At 63.9% G+C, this 17,975-nt stretch carries 15 protein-coding genes; 3 read left to right on the top strand and 12 right to left on the bottom strand.

The window, feature by feature from the left end; translation table 11 throughout:
• Window positions 1–59 precede the first annotated feature (59 nt).
• Entirely contained in the window at window positions 60–3,521 is a 3,462-nt protein-coding gene (locus NTU39_RS08025) for a molybdopterin-dependent oxidoreductase (protein ID WP_257959630.1), read from the bottom strand.
• A gap of 99 nt (window positions 3,522–3,620) precedes the next feature.
• On the opposite strand from NTU39_RS08025, the gene NTU39_RS08020 reads away from it, so the two are divergent.
• A complete protein-coding gene (locus tag NTU39_RS08020; protein WP_150665790.1) occupies window positions 3,621–4,547 on the top strand; it encodes a LysR family transcriptional regulator in 927 nt (308 codons plus the stop codon).
• A 53-nt stretch (window positions 4,548–4,600) separates the two neighbouring features.
• Here NTU39_RS08020 and pdxA read toward each other — a convergent pair whose 3' ends face one another.
• The 3 genes from pdxA to NTU39_RS08005 all read right to left on the bottom strand — a co-directional run bounded on the left by pdxA (window position 4,601) and on the right by NTU39_RS08005 (window position 7,963).
• Window positions 4,601–5,602 carry a 4-hydroxythreonine-4-phosphate dehydrogenase PdxA gene (pdxA, locus tag NTU39_RS08015; protein ID WP_150665791.1) on the bottom strand — a complete coding sequence of 334 codons (1,002 nt, stop codon included), beginning with the start codon at window positions 5,600–5,602 and terminating at the stop codon, window positions 4,601–4,603.
• A gap of 94 nt (window positions 5,603–5,696) precedes the next feature.
• Window positions 5,697–6,968 (bottom strand): four-carbon acid sugar kinase family protein, encoded by a 1,272-nt coding sequence (locus NTU39_RS08010; protein WP_257959629.1) that lies wholly within the window; start codon window positions 6,966–6,968, stop codon window positions 5,697–5,699.
• The gene (locus tag NTU39_RS08005; protein ID WP_150665793.1) at window positions 6,965–7,963 is read right to left on the bottom strand and encodes a 2-keto-3-deoxygluconate permease; all 999 of its coding nucleotides are present in this window, start codon (window positions 7,961–7,963) and stop codon (window positions 6,965–6,967) included. The genes NTU39_RS08010 and NTU39_RS08005 overlap by 4 nt, the downstream gene beginning before the upstream one ends.
• Window positions 7,964–8,338: 375 nt before the next feature.
• Between NTU39_RS08005 and NTU39_RS08000 the strand changes: the two genes are divergently transcribed.
• Window positions 8,339–9,106 (top strand): DeoR/GlpR family DNA-binding transcription regulator, encoded by a 768-nt coding sequence (locus tag NTU39_RS08000; RefSeq protein WP_150665795.1) that lies wholly within the window; start codon window positions 8,339–8,341, stop codon window positions 9,104–9,106.
• Between the two features lie 53 nt (window positions 9,107–9,159).
• Here the strand turns inward: NTU39_RS08000 and NTU39_RS07995 are convergent, their stop codons facing one another.
• Together NTU39_RS07995 and argC are read right to left on the bottom strand one after the other, a co-directional pair.
• Window positions 9,160–9,618 carry an MEKHLA domain-containing protein gene (locus NTU39_RS07995; RefSeq protein ID WP_150665796.1) on the bottom strand — a complete coding sequence of 153 codons (459 nt, stop codon included), beginning with the start codon at window positions 9,616–9,618 and terminating at the stop codon, window positions 9,160–9,162.
• Between the two features lie 126 nt (window positions 9,619–9,744).
• Entirely contained in the window at window positions 9,745–10,671 is a 927-nt protein-coding gene (argC, locus tag NTU39_RS07990; RefSeq protein ID WP_257959628.1) for an N-acetyl-gamma-glutamyl-phosphate reductase, read from the bottom strand.
• 138 nt (window positions 10,672–10,809) lie between these two features.
• Between argC and NTU39_RS07985 the strand changes: the two genes are divergently transcribed.
• On the top strand, window positions 10,810–11,694 hold the full coding sequence (locus NTU39_RS07985; RefSeq protein ID WP_257959627.1) for a LysR family transcriptional regulator: 885 nt from the start codon (window positions 10,810–10,812) through the stop codon (window positions 11,692–11,694).
• A gap of 3 nt (window positions 11,695–11,697) precedes the next feature.
• Here NTU39_RS07985 and NTU39_RS07980 read toward each other — a convergent pair whose 3' ends face one another.
• The 6 genes from NTU39_RS07980 to NTU39_RS07955 all read right to left on the bottom strand — a co-directional run bounded on the left by NTU39_RS07980 (window position 11,698) and on the right by NTU39_RS07955 (window position 17,975).
• Window positions 11,698–12,534 carry an intradiol ring-cleavage dioxygenase gene (locus tag NTU39_RS07980; protein WP_257959626.1) on the bottom strand — a complete coding sequence of 279 codons (837 nt, stop codon included), beginning with the start codon at window positions 12,532–12,534 and terminating at the stop codon, window positions 11,698–11,700.
• A gap of 137 nt (window positions 12,535–12,671) precedes the next feature.
• Window positions 12,672–14,168: a monocarboxylate uptake permease MctP gene (gene mctP / locus NTU39_RS07975; RefSeq protein ID WP_150665800.1), complete on the bottom strand. Its 1,497-nt coding sequence runs from the start codon at window positions 14,166–14,168 to the stop codon at window positions 12,672–12,674.
• Complete coding sequence (locus tag NTU39_RS07970; protein WP_257959625.1) at window positions 14,169–14,348, bottom strand: DUF3311 domain-containing protein; 180 nt, start codon at window positions 14,346–14,348, stop codon at window positions 14,169–14,171.
• 354 nt (window positions 14,349–14,702) lie between these two features.
• Entirely contained in the window at window positions 14,703–15,896 is a 1,194-nt protein-coding gene (locus NTU39_RS07965) for a M20 aminoacylase family protein (RefSeq protein WP_257959624.1), read from the bottom strand.
• Entirely contained in the window at window positions 15,893–16,423 is a 531-nt protein-coding gene (locus NTU39_RS07960) for a 6,7-dimethyl-8-ribityllumazine synthase (protein ID WP_150665802.1), read from the bottom strand. Before NTU39_RS07960 ends, NTU39_RS07965 begins: the two co-directional genes overlap by 4 nt.
• 76 nt (window positions 16,424–16,499) lie before the next feature.
• Window positions 16,500–17,975, bottom strand: a complete 1,476-nt coding sequence (locus NTU39_RS07955) for a sodium:solute symporter family protein (protein ID WP_150665803.1) — start codon at window positions 17,973–17,975, stop codon at window positions 16,500–16,502.

Raw genomic sequence — 17,975 nt, 5'->3', positions numbered from 1 at the left:
TTCAGAATTGGGGGATGAAATTCGGATAAATCTGCACTCGATGTCAGGCGTCGCGGGCGTCAAGCGTCGATCACGACCGCTTCGCGCGGTATGGCCTGACAAGCCAGACACATGCCCGGCTCGTCGAGCGCAACGTCGCCCATGTGATCGACCTCGCCTTCCAGCACACGCACGGCGCAGCTTTCGCACTGTCCGACGCGACACCCGCTTGGCAGCGAAAGACCCAGCGACTCGGCGAACGACAGCAGGCTGCCGTGCGACGGTGTCCACACCGCCTGACGACCTGAGCGGGCGAACGTGACGGGCCACGCCGCATCGGCATCGACGCGCGGTGCGGCCGGTGAGCGGAACGCTTCCTTGAACATGTCGAACGCCGGGACGCCACGCGCGGCCAGCCCGCCCATCACCGCCGCCATCATCGGCTCAGGACCGCAGAGATAAGCGCGGGCGCGGCGGGCGATCAGATCGTCGGACACCACCGCCGCCGACAATCGTTCTGCCGACGCGTAGTCGCGCCCGAGCACATCGACGTCGCGCGGAGCGTCGTAGTAGTTGACGATATTCACGTCGGGCAACCGCTGCGCGAGCGCCGCCAGGCGATCGCGAAACGCGTGCGTCGCGCCGTTGCGGTTGGCGTAGTGCAGCCAGACTTCCGGCGTCTGCGTCAGGCCGTGCTCGACTTGTTCGGCCAGCGATTCCAGATAGCAGAGGAACGGCGTGATGCCGATGCCACCGGCGAAGCAGATCACCGGCTGACGGCTTTGCAGCGGCATGACGAAGCGTCCCGACGGTGCGCCGAGTTCGATCACGTCGCCCACGCGTGCGCCGGTGTTCAACCAACTGGAGACGATGCCCGCGAACGGCTCACCGCTGGCGGTGCGCCCCTGCTGATGTCGCACGGCAATGCGATAACCGCGTCGTGCAGACTCATTGGCGGGGCCGGTCAGCGAGTAAGCGCGTGTGACCGGTTTCGCGTGACCGGGGATGGGTACGCGCACAGTGACGTGCTGTCCGGCGAGATAGTCCGGCAGGCCGACGTCGTCCAGCGGTTCGAACGCGATGGCGCGCACGCCGTCGGCAGCTGCATCGAGTTCGCTGATGCGAAAGCGCGCCAGTCCTTCCCACGGGCGACGTTCGGGATCGCTGGCGGGATCGCGCGCTATGTCGCAGCGGAACGAGCGCAACGGCGACGAACCGCTGATCGGGTCGATGTCCGGCGTCGTCACCAACGCGTTGTAGTTGCTCGACTGCTCGCCCGCCATCGTGAAGCCGCGACGTCCGACGCTGTCGCACGCCTGCCACCAGCCGTACTCGGCAAGCAACACGTCTTCGCCGACACCCGCGTCGAATGCCGCACGAAAACGCGCAATACCCGCGGGCGTCGTCACGCGCACCCAGTCGCCTTCGGCGATCTGCTTGCGCTGCGCCAGCGCGGGATGCAGATGCACCAACGGGTCCGGCGCGCGCATGCGCAGACTGGCCAGCCCGCGATGCTGGCTATGGCAGTAGTAGCCGTTCTTCGTCGAGCCAAGCACCAGCGGGAAACGACGCGCTTCGTCGTCGGTGAGTACGTGCGACGCAACGTGCACTGGCACCGGCGGATAGCCGTGACGCAATAGAAGCTCGGAATACAGTTCGACGCGACGCGTCTCGGTCGCGAAGCCACGTACGCCGCCGGACTCGCTACGCGCGTACTTGCGTTCGTATTGCGGTTGCGGACGCGAGATGCCCTCGGGATGCGCGCGCAACGTCTGCACGTCCAGCCCCGTCGGCGCGAGCTGATGATTCCATCCCGCTTCCAGGCTGCCGCCGAAGAATACGTCGCCCATGCCCAGCCGTACGGCGAGATCGAACACGATGTCGTTGTCGCTGCGCGACTCGCCACGCGGCGACACCATGCACTGACGCAACTGAATCAGGGCATCCGCCTGATCGTCGATCTCGAAGCCGGGACGCAGGCCCTCGCGCTCCCACGGCGTGTTCACCGGCAGCACGATGTCGGCGTAGCGCGACGACGGCGTTTCGAACAGGTCGCAATGCACGTGGAATTCGAGCGTTTCGAGCGCGGCACGCGCCATCTCGTAATCGGCCTGCGACGCCAGTACATTGGTGCCGAAACAGAACAGAGCGCGCACGCGATACGGCTCGCCTTCAAGGATGGCGCGATAGGTGTCGCGTGCCGTCACCCAACCACGTGCGGGCGGCCCCAGTGGACGCTCGTCGATGCCCAGCGCTTTCGCCTGTTGTTCGGGACTCAGGAGGTCGTGCTGCGCGACGGCGTTCACCGGCTGACGCGTCATCACCCGGTTCCCGCCCCGTCGGTCGAAGCTGCCGGTAAGCGCATAGAGCACGGCGATAGCGCGCTCGATTTGCGTGGCGTTCGCGTGCTGAGCGACGCCCGACCACGCGTGATACGCGACGCGTTGCGTGCCGTCGAAGAGCGCAGCGGCCGCGTCGAGTTGTTCAGGCGACACGCCACACAATTCGCTGACGGTCGCCGGGTCGTACGGCGCAAGGCCTTCACAGAGCAGATCGAAGGCCGGGCGGCAGACGATGCGCGCGCCGTCGCTGCCATCGACGGTGAATTCTCCGCGCAAGGCCGCCCGGTTGGCGGCGTCGCGCGTCAGTGCATGCGTTGTGTCGTAGCTCTGCGGTGCGGCGGCCGCTTCGTCCCAGATGACGAAGGCGTCCGCAGACGCGCCCGCCCCAACCGTCGCCAAATCCTGCGTCCGCAGAAAGTGCCCGTTGTCATTGCGCACTAGCAAGGGCGCGTTGGTCCAGCGACGCACGAAGGTCTCGTCGAAACGATTGTCGTCGATCAGACGACGCGCGAGCCCCAGCGCCAGCGCCGCGTCCGTGCCGGGACGCACCGGCAGCCACGCATCGGCCGCAGCGGCCAGCGGCGTCTCGCGCGGATCGACCACGAGCAGACGCGCACCGCGTGTGCGACCGCGTCCGATGGCGTTGGCCTGACTCAGCCACGTGCTCGTCGGGTTATGCCCCCAGAGCATGATGACGTCCGCCTGCGAATAGTCGGCCGTCGGCATGCCGCAGCCGAATGTGAAGGCGTGCGCGAAGTCCTTGTGCCAGTTGCAGATTTCCGTCGCGTAGACGGTGTTGGGGCTGCCGAAGACCCGGATGAAGCGCTCGATCCAGTCGATGCTGTCCGACAGCGGCGTGCCGCTCGGTGTGGTGACACCGAAGGCCACAGCGTGCGCTCCGCTCTCGCGACGGATGTCGCCCAGACGCGTGGCGATCTCGGTCAGCGCTTCGTCCCACGAAATGCGTTCCCAGCGCGGATCGTCGGCCCCTTTGGGCGCGGTGCGGCGCAACGGCGTGGTCAGGCGATCCGGGTGATGCACCAGCTCCGGTGCGGCCTTGCCCTTGCGGCACATGGCAGCACCGTTCGGGTGCGACGGATCGGGCTCGACCGCGATCAGCGCATCGTTTTCCACGCGATTGAGTGTGCCGCAGCGGGATCTGCATAACGTGCAGAACCCGGGCTTGACCTCCTGAACCATGTCCCGTGCATCTCATATATGAAGCGATGTTCCGATGCTATACAGCGGACAGTTTTATTACTAATATAAAAAATATAGTTTGCAATATTGATTTTTTAAATGAAACCAACCCTGCGTCAGATCGAGTATTTCGTGGCCGTCGCCGAGACCGGGCAAGTGATGCGGGCCGCCGAGCGGTGCAGTGCGTCGCAGTCGTCGCTGACGATTGCCTTGCAGAATCTGGAGGTGATTGTCGGCACGCCGCTGTTCGTGCGGCACGCGAAGGGACTGCGCCCGACGGAAGCGGGAGAACGGTTCCTGCGGCACGCCTATCGCATCCTCAACGCGACGGACGACGCCCTGCACGAAGCGCGCACGCTGCCCGACGACGCGGGCGGGCGGTTGCGGCTGGCCGTCACGGAGACGATCTCCGCCTATCTACTGCCGTCGGTGGCAAGCACGTTGTCCAAGCGCTTTCCTAACGTCGAACTCACGCTGATCGAGGGCGACCGTCGCGAGCTGGAAATGGCCGTGCTTGCAGGCGACGTCGATCTCGCGCTGCTGCTAGTGTCCAACGTCGTCGCCGACGGTCTCGTCTCGCACACGTTGCTGCGCTCCACACGACGGCTCTGGACGAACCCCGGGCATCCGCTGCTCGACAAGCCGACCGTCACGTTGGACGACGTGCGCGGGCAGCGCTTCCTGCTGCTGGACATGGACGAGCATGTGCAGACGGTCGAGCGTTACTGGCATGCGGCGCACGTCGAACCGGTTGTGCATTTCCGAACGCGCTCGATCGAATCGATTCGCAGCATGGTGGCGCAGGGATACGGAGTGTCGATTCTGTCGGATCTCGTCTATCGGCCGTGGTCGATCGATGGTGGACGGATTCTGCGACGGGATCTCGGCACGGGTGTGCCGTCGATGGATGTGGGACTGGTGTGGGCGGAACGACGTCCACCGCAAGGGCTGACCGAGCGTATCGTCGGCGCGCTACGCACGCTCATCCGCGAAATCAACGATCGCGGCCATATGGGCGTGGAGTGATAGAGGACGCCGGTCGCTGACAGTCGTCAACGCCCCCACGTCCTCCTAATGCATCAGCCGCGACGCGTCGCCAGTTCGGCCCCCTGGCGCAGCGCTTCGAGCAGGCTGCCCTCGTCGGCAATGCCCTTGCCTGCGATGTCGAACGCCGTGCCGTGATCGACCGACGTGCGCACCACTTGCAGACCGACGGTCACGTTCACGCCTGCTTCAAGACCCAGCACCTTGACCGGGCCGTGGCCCTGATCGTGGTACATGGCGACGACCAGATCGAAGTCGCCACGACCGGCGCGGAAGAACAGCGTGTCGGCCGGGAGCGGGCCTTCGATGTCCCAACCGCGCTCGCGCAGCAGTTGCACGGCGGGCACAATCTTCTCTTCCTCTTCGCCGTAACCGAACAGCCCGTTCTCGCCTGCATGCGGGTTGATGCCACACACGGCAATGCGCGGGTTCGCAATGCCCGCCTTCACCAGCGTGGCGTGGCCGCGCTCGATCGTGCGCTGCACCAGCCCCGGCTCGATCTTGCGAATCGCGTCGATGATGCCGATGTGGGTCGTCACGTGGATCACGCGCAGTTGCGGCGCGACCAGCATCATCGACACCTCTTCCACACCCGTCAGATGCGCCAGCATCTCGGTGTGACCCGGGAACTTGTGACCGCCCGCGTGCAGCGCTTCCTTGTTCAGCGGTGCGGTGCAGATCGCGTCGATCTCTCCGGCTTCGGCCAGCTTCGCGGCATGCGCGATGTACTGATACGCCGCGTCGCCCGCAATCGCCGACAGCTCGCCGAACGGCAAGTCTTCGGGGATCAGATCGAGGTCGATGCACTCGATCACGCCGCGCGCGAAAGTGGCTTCCGCGACCGTCTTGATGCGACGTACGGTGAGCGGCTGCTTCACGATGGCAATGGCTTGCTCGAGACGGCGCGCGTCGCCGATCACGACCGGGCGGCACTGCTGATAAACGCTCTCGTGCGCCAGACTCTTGACGATGATTTCGGGGCCAACGCCCGCCGCATCACCCATGGTGATGCCGATAACAGGGAGGTAAGGGTTCATGGCGTTTGCGTTCATATCCGTTTTGTTGGGTTGCCCGGCGCACAGGCCGGGGCGATTTCCAGGTGTTCGTTTGCGGACGGCGTCACGTCTTGCGTCAACCGACGCTAGCATCCGCCGCCGCGCGCAGGTGACGATAGGCGCTGTGCAGCGCCGCCTCACCACCGAATGCGCCAGCCTTCGTGACGATGCGCATGGGCGCACCGTTGGCGGGACGTCCGACGGCCACGCCCGGCTCCACTTCCGACAGCAGTTCCAGTGCGCCGATGTTCGCAGCGCTCAACATGGCGCGGGCCGTTTCTCCGCCCGTGACGATCAGTCCCGACAGCTTCGCGAAGTGCGGCGCAATCAATGCCGCCAATGCGGCCGAGAGTTGTGCGCCTTCGGCGGGATCGAACGCATCGTCGCGTCCGATGCGCACGAGCAGGTCGGTGCCTTCCTCGATGGCTTCGCCGATGCGTTCGCACCACACGGCGCTCTGCGGATGCGCAGCACCTGCACGCAATACGGCAGGCGGCACGACCCACTCCACGACCGCATTGTCTTCGCACAGTCGCGCACATTGCTGCCGTGAGACTGCCGACAAGCTGCCGACGAGCGTCAACACGCGGCCCTTGCCGTTATCGGTGTCAACGTTGCTTGCCGCTACTGCCGACTGCGTTGCGCCTTCCGGCACCTCGAACAATTCCGGCAGTTCGGCCAGTTCACGAGCGAGACCGCCCGAACCGACCCAGAAGATTTCCGTGAGCGACGTGCTGGCGCGCGCGAGCATGGCGAGATCGTCGTCGGTCTGCGCGTCGACGATCAGCGCCGTCACGCCCGCTGCGCGAGCTTGCGCGACGATGCCAGCCAACGCCGATGTCACCTGCGCGAGTTCGTCGCGCAGCGTCTCGACAGACACCGTCTGCGTGACCATCCCGGCCGCGCTCAGCATGGGTGCGAGACGCGCTTCCTGCCCTTCATGCTCCAACTGCCACGTGTCCGTCTCGGCCAGCGGCACACCGCGCACGAAGACTTCGCCGTCGCGCACGGTGCGTCCCGTCGCAGGAAACGCGGGCGCGACAACCGCCAGTCCCGCGAGCGGCTGCAAGGCCGCCACTTCGGCCACCCAGTTGCCGCGCAACGTCGAGTCGATTTTCTTGTACAGACGACGGCCCGGTGCCGCCAGTCGCTGCCAGGCCGCGACCGCGCGTGCAGCCGCTTCACCCGGTGTGAGACGCCGCGTGTCGGTGTCGATGGCGACGACTTGTGCCGAGGCGTTGAAGCCGTCGACGTCGAGCGACACCACACTGCGCCGTCCGGCATTGGTAAAGCCAATGGCACAGTCGGCAGCGCCGGACAGATCGTCGGCGACAATCAGAACACTCACTGCACCGCTCCCTTACCCGAGCCCGCTGCCTTTGCCGTGTTGCGCGCCATCGCACGCTTGGCGACGGCCGCCGTCAGGATCGGCGAGACGATGGCGGTCACCACCACGCACGCTGCCACGAGCAGCGTCGCGCTCTTGGCGGCTTCTTCATAAACGGGGTTAGCCGCTGCGATCAGCGCAGGCACCGCCGCGGCATTCCCTGCCGTGTTGGCAGCAGCCGTACCGGCCACGCCCGTGCCGCCCGTCAGACGGTCGACGATGTACAGCGGAATGCCCGTCACGACGACGACGGCGAAACCGAGCAGTATGCCCAGCAGGCCGGCTTGCCAGACCTTGTGCAGATCGAGGCCAGCGCCGAGTGCCAGCGCGAAGAACGGAATCATGACGGGGACGGCACGGCCCAGAAAGTCGCGCATTTCGCGGTCGAGGTTACCGAGCAGCATGCCCACGGCCAGCGGCAGAATGCTGCCGACCAGCGTCGGCCACGGGAACGCCGACAGACCGGCCACGCCCAGCGTGACCATCGTCAGGAACGGACCCGATTCGAGCGACATGATCGTGTACGCGCCCACGTCTTCCGAACGACCGTACTGGCCCATCAGCGCCATGTACAGGCCGCCGTTGGTGTCATTCATCGCGGCGACCACGGCCAGCGTGGAGATGCCCGCGAACATGCCCGACGTCACCGGGGCTTCGCCCAGGAAGTGACCCAGCACGATGCCCACGACAATCGCCGCGCCCACCTTAGCGGCGAACAGCGCGCCGCCCTTCTTGATGAGGTACGGCGTGGCCTTCACGTCGATGCTCGCGCCCATGCAGACGTAGAACACCGCGAGAATCGGCAGCGCACCGGTGAACAGCGCGTTCGTGAACGAGCCGAAGAACTTCGGCATACCCGGCATGAACGTGGCAATCAACGAGCCGATCAGCAGGGGGACAATCATCATCCCGCCCGGTACGCGTTCGATGCCGCGCTTGATACGAATTTGAGCCATTGTTGTCTCCCGACTGATATCGATATTGATTGATCGATCATTATTTTGATCGATTTGAGCAGACGGAAGTCTAATCTCTGCCAGAAAAATGTGCAAACTTTGTGACTAGGGGTTTATCCTTGGGTGAAATCGGTCAAAACGAGGGCATCCGGATCGTCAAAATGATTGAATCGATCATTTTTGACAAGCAGCATGCTGGATGCACCCCTCCCCGCTCGTTTGCCAACGTCCCCGCCGGATGGCGGGCATCGCAAGCTACACTATGCGCGCCGTGCGGCGAACCCGCTGTCAGCCTTCAGTCCGAACTGAGTCAGCCCTGACGGCATGGCGCTCGCCCGTAAGACTTTGCCATTCGTATCACTGAGCGATCCCTCCATGAAAGTTGCTAACCGCCGCGAGGCGATTTTCAAAGCTGTCCTGTCGGGCATGACCGATGTGGCTGCGCTGTGCGCGCACTTCGGCATGTCGGAGGCGACCGTGCGGCGCGACCTGCGCGCGCTGGCCGATGAACGCCGCATCGTGCGCACGTACGGTGGTGCCGCGGCGCCCGTACGTATGCACGAACCGGAAGAATCTCTGGAATTGCGTCGCGAGAGTTTTCGCGAACAGAAAGACGCCATCGCCCGCGCTGCGGTGGCGCATGTCGCCGACGGCGACACGATCTTTCTCGATGGCGGTACGACGACCGAAGCAATGGCGCGTTTCCTCGCGGGGCGCGAGAGCGTGCAGGTCGTCACGAACAATTTACTCGCCGTCGGTGCGCTGGCCGCCAACAAGGTGCCGGTGACGCTCATCGGCGGCGACGTGCGTCCGTCGAGCATGAGCGTGCTCGGACCGCTGGCGCAGCTCGCGCTCTCGCGGGTTTCCGTCGACAAGGCGTTTCTCGGCGCAGACGGTGTCGTCGCCGGACGCGGACTGTGCGAAGCGTCGGCCGAACAGGCGTGGCTCAAGGAGTGCATCATTCGCCAGTCCGCGAGCGTCTATGTATTAGTGACGGCGAACAAACTCGACCGCGCAAGTCAGCAGCACTGGACGCCGCTTGAGCGCGCATGGACGCTCGTCACCGACGCGCGCCCGGACGACGGCGCGCTCACTGAATTCCACAAGCATCCGGAAATCGCCATCGAATCGGTGAACGGCTAAAGGGATGACGCGAGGCGTCGTTCGCCTCGCGTGCCCCGATCTGCGCCAACCGCTCACATATCGCGAGTGCGCGGAATGACGACGGCCTGCCCATGCAGCTTGCCGTCGGCGTCGATCAACTGCCACAGCGTGGCCTCTTCGATCATGAAACGCTCACCGGTCTTGGTGATGCGCACGCCCTTGTAGCCCGACTCATAGCCCAGACGCTGAACGCGTTCGAGGAACTGCTGACGCTCCTCACGGTTCGGCGCTTCGGCCGACAGGCGCGACGGCAAACGGGTGATTTCCTCCCAGTCGTAACCAAAGCGGCGCTGCGCCATCTTGTTGCCGTACATGAACACCGGATCGGCGGCCGTGTTGTGCGCGAGCACGGCAAAGGGTGCGTGCTCGTAGAGCCATTCGACGGCGTCTTCGGAGGGGATGTCTTGCGGGACGAGCGGGCGGCCAAGCAGTCTTGCGTGGCTATCCGCCAGAAGTTGAAAAAACGCTGGATCGGAGTGAAGCGGCATCATCGGGGGGACTTCGACAACAAATTACGGGAGCCCTGACGATACAACATCCGCGCAGTTTTCCGGGGGCAGGTCCCAGGCAAAACAATGGCGTCCGAGGACGCCGTTGTTTTGCCAATGTCGCCTGTTTTACTGAGTAAGCATCAGATCCAGATTCTGAATCGCTGCCCCCGACGCGCCCTTGCCAAGGTTGTCGAGCACCGCTGCAAGCAGGATCTGGCCGTTTTCCGGGTGCGCGAACACGCTCAATTGCATGACGTTCGTGCCGTTCATCGCCTCCGGATCGAGCTGTTTCACAACGCCCGGCGCTTCCATCGGCATCACCTGGACGAATTTTTCATCGGCGTAGTGAGCCGACAACGCGTCGTGCAACGCGCGGCCGTCGACGCCCGGCGCCAGCAAACGCGCCTGAAGCGGAATCGTCAGCACGATGCCTTGCCGGTACGAGCCATACGACGGCAGGAACAGGGGGCGGAACGCGAGACCCGAGCGTTGTTCGATCTCCGGCGCGTGCTTGTGCGACAACTCCAGCCCATACACGCGATGCGTCGACCGGGGTGTCGCATTCGGCCCTTCGTGCTCCTCGACCCCGGCACGTCCGCGACCGGAATACCCCGACACGGCGTTGACGCTGATTGGATAGTCGCGCGGGATCAGCCCGGCGTCGACCAACGGCCGCAGCAGGCCCACCGCACCTGTGGGATAGCAGCCGGGGTTCGACACGCGTTTGGCGCTCGCCACGCGCTCGGCCTGCCCTTTCGCCATTTCGGGGAAACCGTACACCCAGTCGGTGTGCGTGCGATGCGCCGAACTCGCGTCGATCACCCGGACATGCGGATTGACGATAGACGCGGCGGCCTCACGCGCGGCGGGGTCCGGCAGACAGAGAATCGCGATGTCGCAGCTGTTGATCGCCTCGGCGCGATGTTGAGGATCCTTGCGATGGGTGTCCGGCAACGTCAGCAGCTGAATATCGGTGCGTCCACGCAGTTGCTCGTGGATCTGCAATCCCGTGGTGCCCTGGTCACCATCGATAAAGACAAGCGGAGAAGACATATCGGATACCCCATCAGTGGAAACGTAAACCTCGTCGAAGTGGTATCTTCTCGCCACGAGTGAAATAAAAAAAGTTGAATTTCGTGAATCTGAAATTCTAATTTTCTGAATCACACCTCACGATATGACAGTGACGATATGAGAGAGATCAGTCTCGACCGATTGAAGACGCTGGTGGCCGTCGCCGACAGCGGCTCGTTTGCCGATGCGGCGCAGGCGCTGCACCTCTCGCCACCGACCGTCAGCCTGCATATCTCGGATCTGGAAGCGCGCGTGGGCGCACAACTATTGTCGCGCAAGCGCGGGCACGTGCGACCGACGTCGGTCGGCGAGGCGCTGGTCGAGCGCGCCCGGCGGCTGCTGGCCGACGCGGAGCGCACGCTGGAGGACATCGAGCGGCACGCACAGGGACTGGCGGGCCGGGTGAGGATCGGCGCGTCGACGGGGGCCATCGCGCATTTGCTGCCGCAGGCGCTTGAAACGTTGCGTCTGGATCATCCGGACATCGACGTGCAGGTCGCCATCCTCACGTCTCAGGAGACGCTCAGCCGCCTGCATCGCGGCGCACTCGATCTCGGGCTGGTGGCGTTGCCGCAATCGCAGGTCAAAGGGTTGACGCTGCGGCAATGGCGTCGCGATCCGGTGATGGCGTTCCTACCTGCGCACTGGGAGATGCCCAAACGCGTGACGCCGGACTGGCTCGCCGCCCAGCCGCTCATCCTGAACGACAGCACGACACGCTTGTCGCGCCAGACGGCCGAATGGTTCGCCGCCGCCGGACATCATCCGACGCCACGCATCGAGCTCAACTACAACGACGCCATCAAGAGCCTCGTCGCCGCCGGGTACGGTGCGGCGCTTCTGCCGCACGAAGCTACGACGCCCCACACGGACGAGCGCATCGCCATGCGGCCGCTGCGTCCCGCGGTGTGGCGCGATCTGGGCATCGCGCATCACACGGGGCCGCTGGAGCGCTCAACGCAGCATGTGCTCGATGCACTGTGGGGACTGCGGCTGCGATAGCGCTCAATCCTTGGCGACAGGATTGAGAACGAAGTCGTAATGCAACGCGTAGCTGCCATCGTCGCGGCGGACCCACGGTGCGATCAGTGACTGACGCACGCCGAACACCGCGTCCGAATCGAGCCATTTGTCGTCCTCGCGGAAGACATGCGTGACCAGCGTCTCGTATCCCGGCGCTTCAATACGGAAGTGCAGATGCGCGGGACGCCACGGATGCCGCGCGGTGGCCGCCAGCAACTCGCCGACAGGGCCGTCGGTGGGGATCGGATACGCTTCGGCCAACACCGTGTGGAAACGATACGTGCCCGCGTCGTCGGCATGGAGTACGCCGCGTCCTTGCGCGGTGTCGAGGTCGTCGCGCTGCACGTCGTACAGGCCCTGCGCGTCCGCCTGCCACACGTCGATGCGTGCGCTTGCAACGGGACGGCCGTCCAGCCCGCGAATGCTGCCGCTGACTTCGCACGGCTCGCCCGATGCGCCGTTCGCCACGTCGTCGCCGTTTTCGTAATGCGGTGCGCCATCGACAAAGAACGGCCCGAACACCGTCGCCTCGGTGCATTCCGGCGGCTTCGCGTTATTCATCGCGACAGTGAGCATCGACAGCCCCAGCACATCGCTTAACAGGATGAATTCCTGACGCTTGTCGTCGCACTTCTGCCCGGTTGCCGTCAGAAAGGCGATGCCCCTGGCCCATTCGTCTTCCGTCAGATTCACGTCGCGTGCGAAGTCGTGCAGATGGCGGATGAGGCTGGTGAGCACTTCGCGCACGCGCGGGTCCGGCGTGCCCGTCAGGCGATCGATCGCTTCCTGCGTGATCGTGTGTTGATCCAGATTGCGCATCGCGTGTCCTTGACGATCAGGTGTGATGAAACGAAAAAGGCACCACATGCCTGGGGAGTATCCCGGCATGTGGCGCCCTCATATGATGCGCTACGCCACGCAGACAGCGCGTGGCAACCACTCAGTCATTGCGTCAATTACGCCGCACTACGCAATGCCGGGCGCGAACCCTTGCCCAGCACCAGATTGGCGACCACGGCCACGACGACGTTCAGCGCCAGCGCGATCAGGCCGGTGTACATCGCGTACTGATCACCGCCCACCGTGAACGAGTGCACAGGCTTGATACCGTCGGCAAACGCCATCCAGCTCCCGCACACGATCCCGACGGCCCAGCCGCACAGCAACGCACGCGCGCCGAACCAGCCCACGAACAGGCCGAACACGAGCGCCGGGAATGTTTGCAGAATCCACACACCGCCCAGCAATTGCAGGTCGAGTGCGAACTTCGTCGGCAGGAACAGGATGAACACCAGCGCGCCCAGCTTCACGACCAGCGACACCACCTTGGCCACCTTCGCTTCACCCTCGTTCGAAATCCCCGGGTTGACGTACGGCTTCCAGAAGTTGCGCGTGAACAGGTTCGATGCACCGATGGACATCACGGCCGCAGGCACCAACGCACCGATGGCAATCGCGGCGAACGCAAAGCCTGCGAACCAGCTCGGGAACAAACCGTTGAACAACGCCGGTACGACGTCGTTGTTGGTCTGCACCTTCACGCCGGCCGCGTAAGCCATGAAGCCAAGCAGCGCGATCAGGCCGAGCAACACAGTGTAGGCGGGCAGGAAGACAGCGTTCTTGCGAATCGTGTTCGCATCCTTCGCGGCGAAAATGCCCGTGAGCGTGTGCGGATACATGAACGCAGCCATCGCCGAGCCGAGCGCCAGCGTGGCGAACGGCAGGAACTGCGACGGCTTGAGCGTCAGGCCGGTCGCCCCGCCCTTGTTCGCGAACACCTCACGCGCCGAGTCGAACACGACACCGTAGCCGCCCAGCTTCGCGGGCACGACGACCACCGCCACGAGCACCACGATGTAGATCATCAGGTCCTTGACGAAGGCGATCAGCGCGGGTGCGCGCAGTCCGGCCGAGTACGTGTACAACGCGAGAATCACGAACGCAGCGAGCAGCGGCAGCTCGCCGGTCAGTCCCAGCGCCTTGATCACGACTTCCATACCGATCAGTTGCAGCGCGATGTACGGCATCGTCGCCACCACGCCGGTGAGTGCAATCGCAAACTCCAGCGGACGCGACTGATAGCGACCGTAGACCACGTCGGCCGCCGTCACGTGACCCGCCTTGTGCGCGGCGTGCCACAGCTTGGGCATGATCAGGAAGACGATCGGGTAGACGAGAATCGTGTACGGCAACGCAAAGAAGCCGTAGGCACCGACGGCATAGACCAGCGCGGGAACAGCGATCACGGTGTAAGCGGTGTAGAAGTCGCCGCCGACGAGGAACCACGTAATCCACGCGCCGAAGTTACGACCACCGAGGCCCCACTCGTCCAGATGCGCGCCTTTGTTGGACGGTCCCGCCATCCAGCGCGACGCCCAGAACCCCATGACAGTGACGAGGATGAAGAAAAACACGAAGACCGCGAGCGCAGTCCAGTTGATACCGGCGTCCATTTACTCTTCCCCTTTCTTCAGACCATCGCGATACACGATCCAGATCAGCAGCGAGGTCAGCGGCACCCAGGCGAACTGGTACCAGTAAAAGAAGGGGAATCCCCAAAGGGCCGGCAGTTCTTTGTTGTAGAAAGGCACCCACAACAAGCCGATGAACGGCAGCAATAGCAATAACCGCATCTCAGCAGTCTCCTCTTGTTCTAGTTGGATAAAAGCGCATGTAAGACACGCTTAAATACACTCTAGCCGATGGAATGTGCTTTTGCCGCTGCGCCACAAAGCCCCATGAACAGTGGGGTTTCAGGGAGAAAAGGAGACGTTGCGCGTATCGAAACATTTTGTCCCGATGCGCAAGTTTTACGTCCGTTTTATTCGATGAAATCGACGTGCTTTTGCATTGATTTCATCGGGACTTAGGTTGAAATATCAGGCACGAATAATGCTCGGAGCAGAAAGCACAACGCACCTGCATCGTGGATAAAAATACGCAGGTGCGTTGAATTTGTCGCATTAAAAAATCTTGACTTCGGGCGATTATCGTCTACGTGGTCCTACGTAGTACGCCTGCGCAAGTGCAACCCAATACCGCACGCCGTCGCGAATAATGTCGTCGTTAAAGTCGTAGGCCGGATGATGCAAACCGACGCCGGTTTCGCCACGTGGTGCGTTGCCGATCAGCACATAAGCGCCCGGCTTCGCTTCGAGCATGAAACCGAAGTCCTCGGACGTCATGTTGGGCGGCACGTCGGCATGCGTGGCGTCGTCCCCGAACGTTTCGCGCATGACTTGCTCGCATAGCGCAGCTTCGTTCGCCGTATTGACGGTCGCCGGGTAGTACTGGAAGAACTCGGTCTCGATCGTCGCACCATAGGCCGCTGCCAAGCCGTCGCCAATGCGGCGGATACCGTCCTGCAACTGGCTCAGCACGGCCGACGACAGCGTGCGGATCGTGCCACGCAACTCCGCCGTGTCGGGGATGACGTTGTCCGTGTCGCCCGCGTGCATCATGCACACGGAGATGACCGCCGGTGCGACCGGATCCTTGTGACGGGCGGCCAGCGTCTGGCATTGCAGCACCATCGAGCAGGCGAGCGGAATCGGATCGAGGCCGAGATGCGGCTGCGCGGCATGCGCGCCCTTCCCGCGAATCGTGATCCGGAAGCGAACGCCCGCCGCCATGATCGGGCCGGTGCGCAGGCCGAACTCGCCCGCAGGCAGCGTCGGCCAGTTGTGCATGCCAAACACGGCCTGCGTCGGGAAGCGCTCGAACAGGCCGTCGTCGATCATCTTCTGCGCGCCCGCGCCGCCCTCCTCGCCCGGCTGGAAGACGAAATGCACCGAACCCGGCAACTGCGGCAACTGACGCAGCACGCGGGCCGCGCCGAGCAGCATCGTCGTGTGGCCGTCGTGGCCGCAGGCGTGCATCACGCCGTGATGACACGATGCATGCGAGAACGTGTTCGCTTCCTGAATCGGCAGCGCATCCATGTCGGCACGCAACACAATGCCTCGCGACGGGTCTGCCCCCGGCAGGCTAGCCACCACACCGGTGCCCGCCATGCCACGGTCGACCGTGTAGCCGAGCGACGTCAGATACTCGGCGACCACATCCGCCGTGCGGCGCTCTTCGAAGCGCAGTTCGGGATGGGCATGCAGGTCGCGGCGCAAGGTGCGCAAGTCGGCGTCGCCCTCAGCGAGCAATACGTCCAGATCGCTCGGAGGCGTCATGTCAGAGATTCCTTGGTCAGTGGGGATGATGCGAGCGTCGGTGATGCGATGTGTGTCCGGTCGACGGGGTTGTCGAGATTTGTCAGTGCGAGCAGCATGCCGACACAGGCATCGGCCACTTCGCGGCCCTTGTGGCGCAGATGTTCGTCGAAAAAGCCGTAGTGCTCGTCGTGCGAATGGAAGTGGTGCGGCGTGAGCGACATCGAGAACACCGGCACATCGGTGTCAAGCTGCACGCGCATCAGGCCATCGACCACGGCCTGCGCCACGAACTCGTGACGATAGATCCCACCGTTGACGACGAGTGCTGCACCGACAATGGCGTCGTACTGGCCGCTTTTCGCGAGGCGCCTCGCGAACAACGGAATTTCGAACGCACCGGGCACATCGAAGTGATGGATACGGTCGGCGGGCACGCCCAGTTCGGTCATGCGCGTCCGGAAGGCGTCGCGCGCACCGTCGAGCAAGTCGGCATGCCAGCCAGCCTGCACGAACGCGATGCGATGAATATCGAGGGAAGTCGTCATAGCTAGTCTGTTGCACGAAAGCCCGCCGCCCCTTGCCAGGCGGCCACGGGCCCTCGTTACTTCTCTTGTGACTGGATTACGATGCGTCTGCCGAGAGCTGCGCCGTCGCCGCCGTGCGGCGCGTGAGCAGCGTCACGACCACCAGCGTCGCCACGTTGAACACCAGCGCGACGATGCCGACGTTGAGGTCCTTGAGCGCGTCCGGCAGGAACGGGAAGAGTGCAGCGACCGACTTCTTCGTGAGCGACACCCACGCCACCGTCGCTTCACCGACGATGATGCTGGCGAACGCCGCCGGGCGGGTCACGAGGTTCTTGCCGATCAGGCTCGCCAGCAACACCGGGAACAACTGCGTCACGAGCGCATAGGCCATGAGCAGCAGCGCCACAATGGTCTGACCGCCGTTGAGCGTGAACAGCACCGCCACCGCCATAACCGCCGGGGCGAGCCACTTGGCGACGCGAGCGACGTGCGCATCGCTCGACTGCGGACGCATCGGGCGATATACGTTGTTCGCAAGCAGCGTGGCCGACGTCATCAGGATCATCGAACCCGGCACGAGCGCCGTCAGAATCCCGGCCGCACCGATCACGCCGACGAACCACGGATCGAACGTCGCGAGCGATACCTTGAACAGCGCCAGATCGATGTCACCGCCGGTGAGGCCCGGCACGGCGAGCACCGCCGAAAAGCCGACGAAGAGGATGAACAGCAGCATGAGCTGGTAGATCGGCAGCACGAAGGCGTTGCGGCGCAGCACTTCCTCACGCTTGGCCGTGTACGTCGCCATGAACATGTGCGGCCACATGTAGAAGCCTAGCGTCGACAGGATCACCGTGGAGACCATCCACACCGGGCTTTCGCCCACGTCCTTGAGCGCCAGGAAGCCCGGCTTGGCCTTTTCGATGGCCGCGAACATTTCACCCACGCCACCGTAGTAGTGATACGGCAGATAAAGGCCAAGGAACACAGCCACGAACATGACGAGCGCGTCCTTGACGACCGACGTCCATGCCGAGCCGTGCACGCCGGACAGCGCCACATACACCGCGACCACGACCGCGCCGATCAGCACGCCCTGATTCGCCGAGAGCGCGGAATACGACGACACGCTCACGATGATCCCAAGACCCTTGAGTTGCAACACGAGGTACGGCACCAGCGCCGCAAAGCCGACGATGGCCACCAGCACGCCGAGCACCGGACTGTTGTACTTCGAGGCGAAGAAATCCGGCTGCGAGATCAGGTTGCGTTCCTTCGCATAGCGCCAGATCGGCGGCAACAGGAAGTACGACAGGATGAACGGCAGGCTGCCGTAGCCGAGCAGGTAATACGCGCCCGCACCGTGGCCATACGCATAACCGCTGCCGCCGAGGAACACGAACGTCGTGTAGATCTCGCCCGCCATCAGCAGGAAGACGATGGCCGCGCCAAAACCGCGACCCCCGACGGCCCACTGCTCAAGGCTCATGTCCTTGCCGCGTCGCGCGCGGATGCCGAGGAACAATGCCAGTGCGATGGCCAGAAAGATGAAGATCAGTGCGCTATTCAT

Origin of the sequence: Pandoraea commovens (assembly GCF_024704525.1) — a bacterium.
GTDB lineage: Bacteria > Pseudomonadota > Gammaproteobacteria > Burkholderiales > Burkholderiaceae > Pandoraea > Pandoraea commovens.
This window is presented reverse-complemented; position numbering and strand designations above follow the sequence as displayed.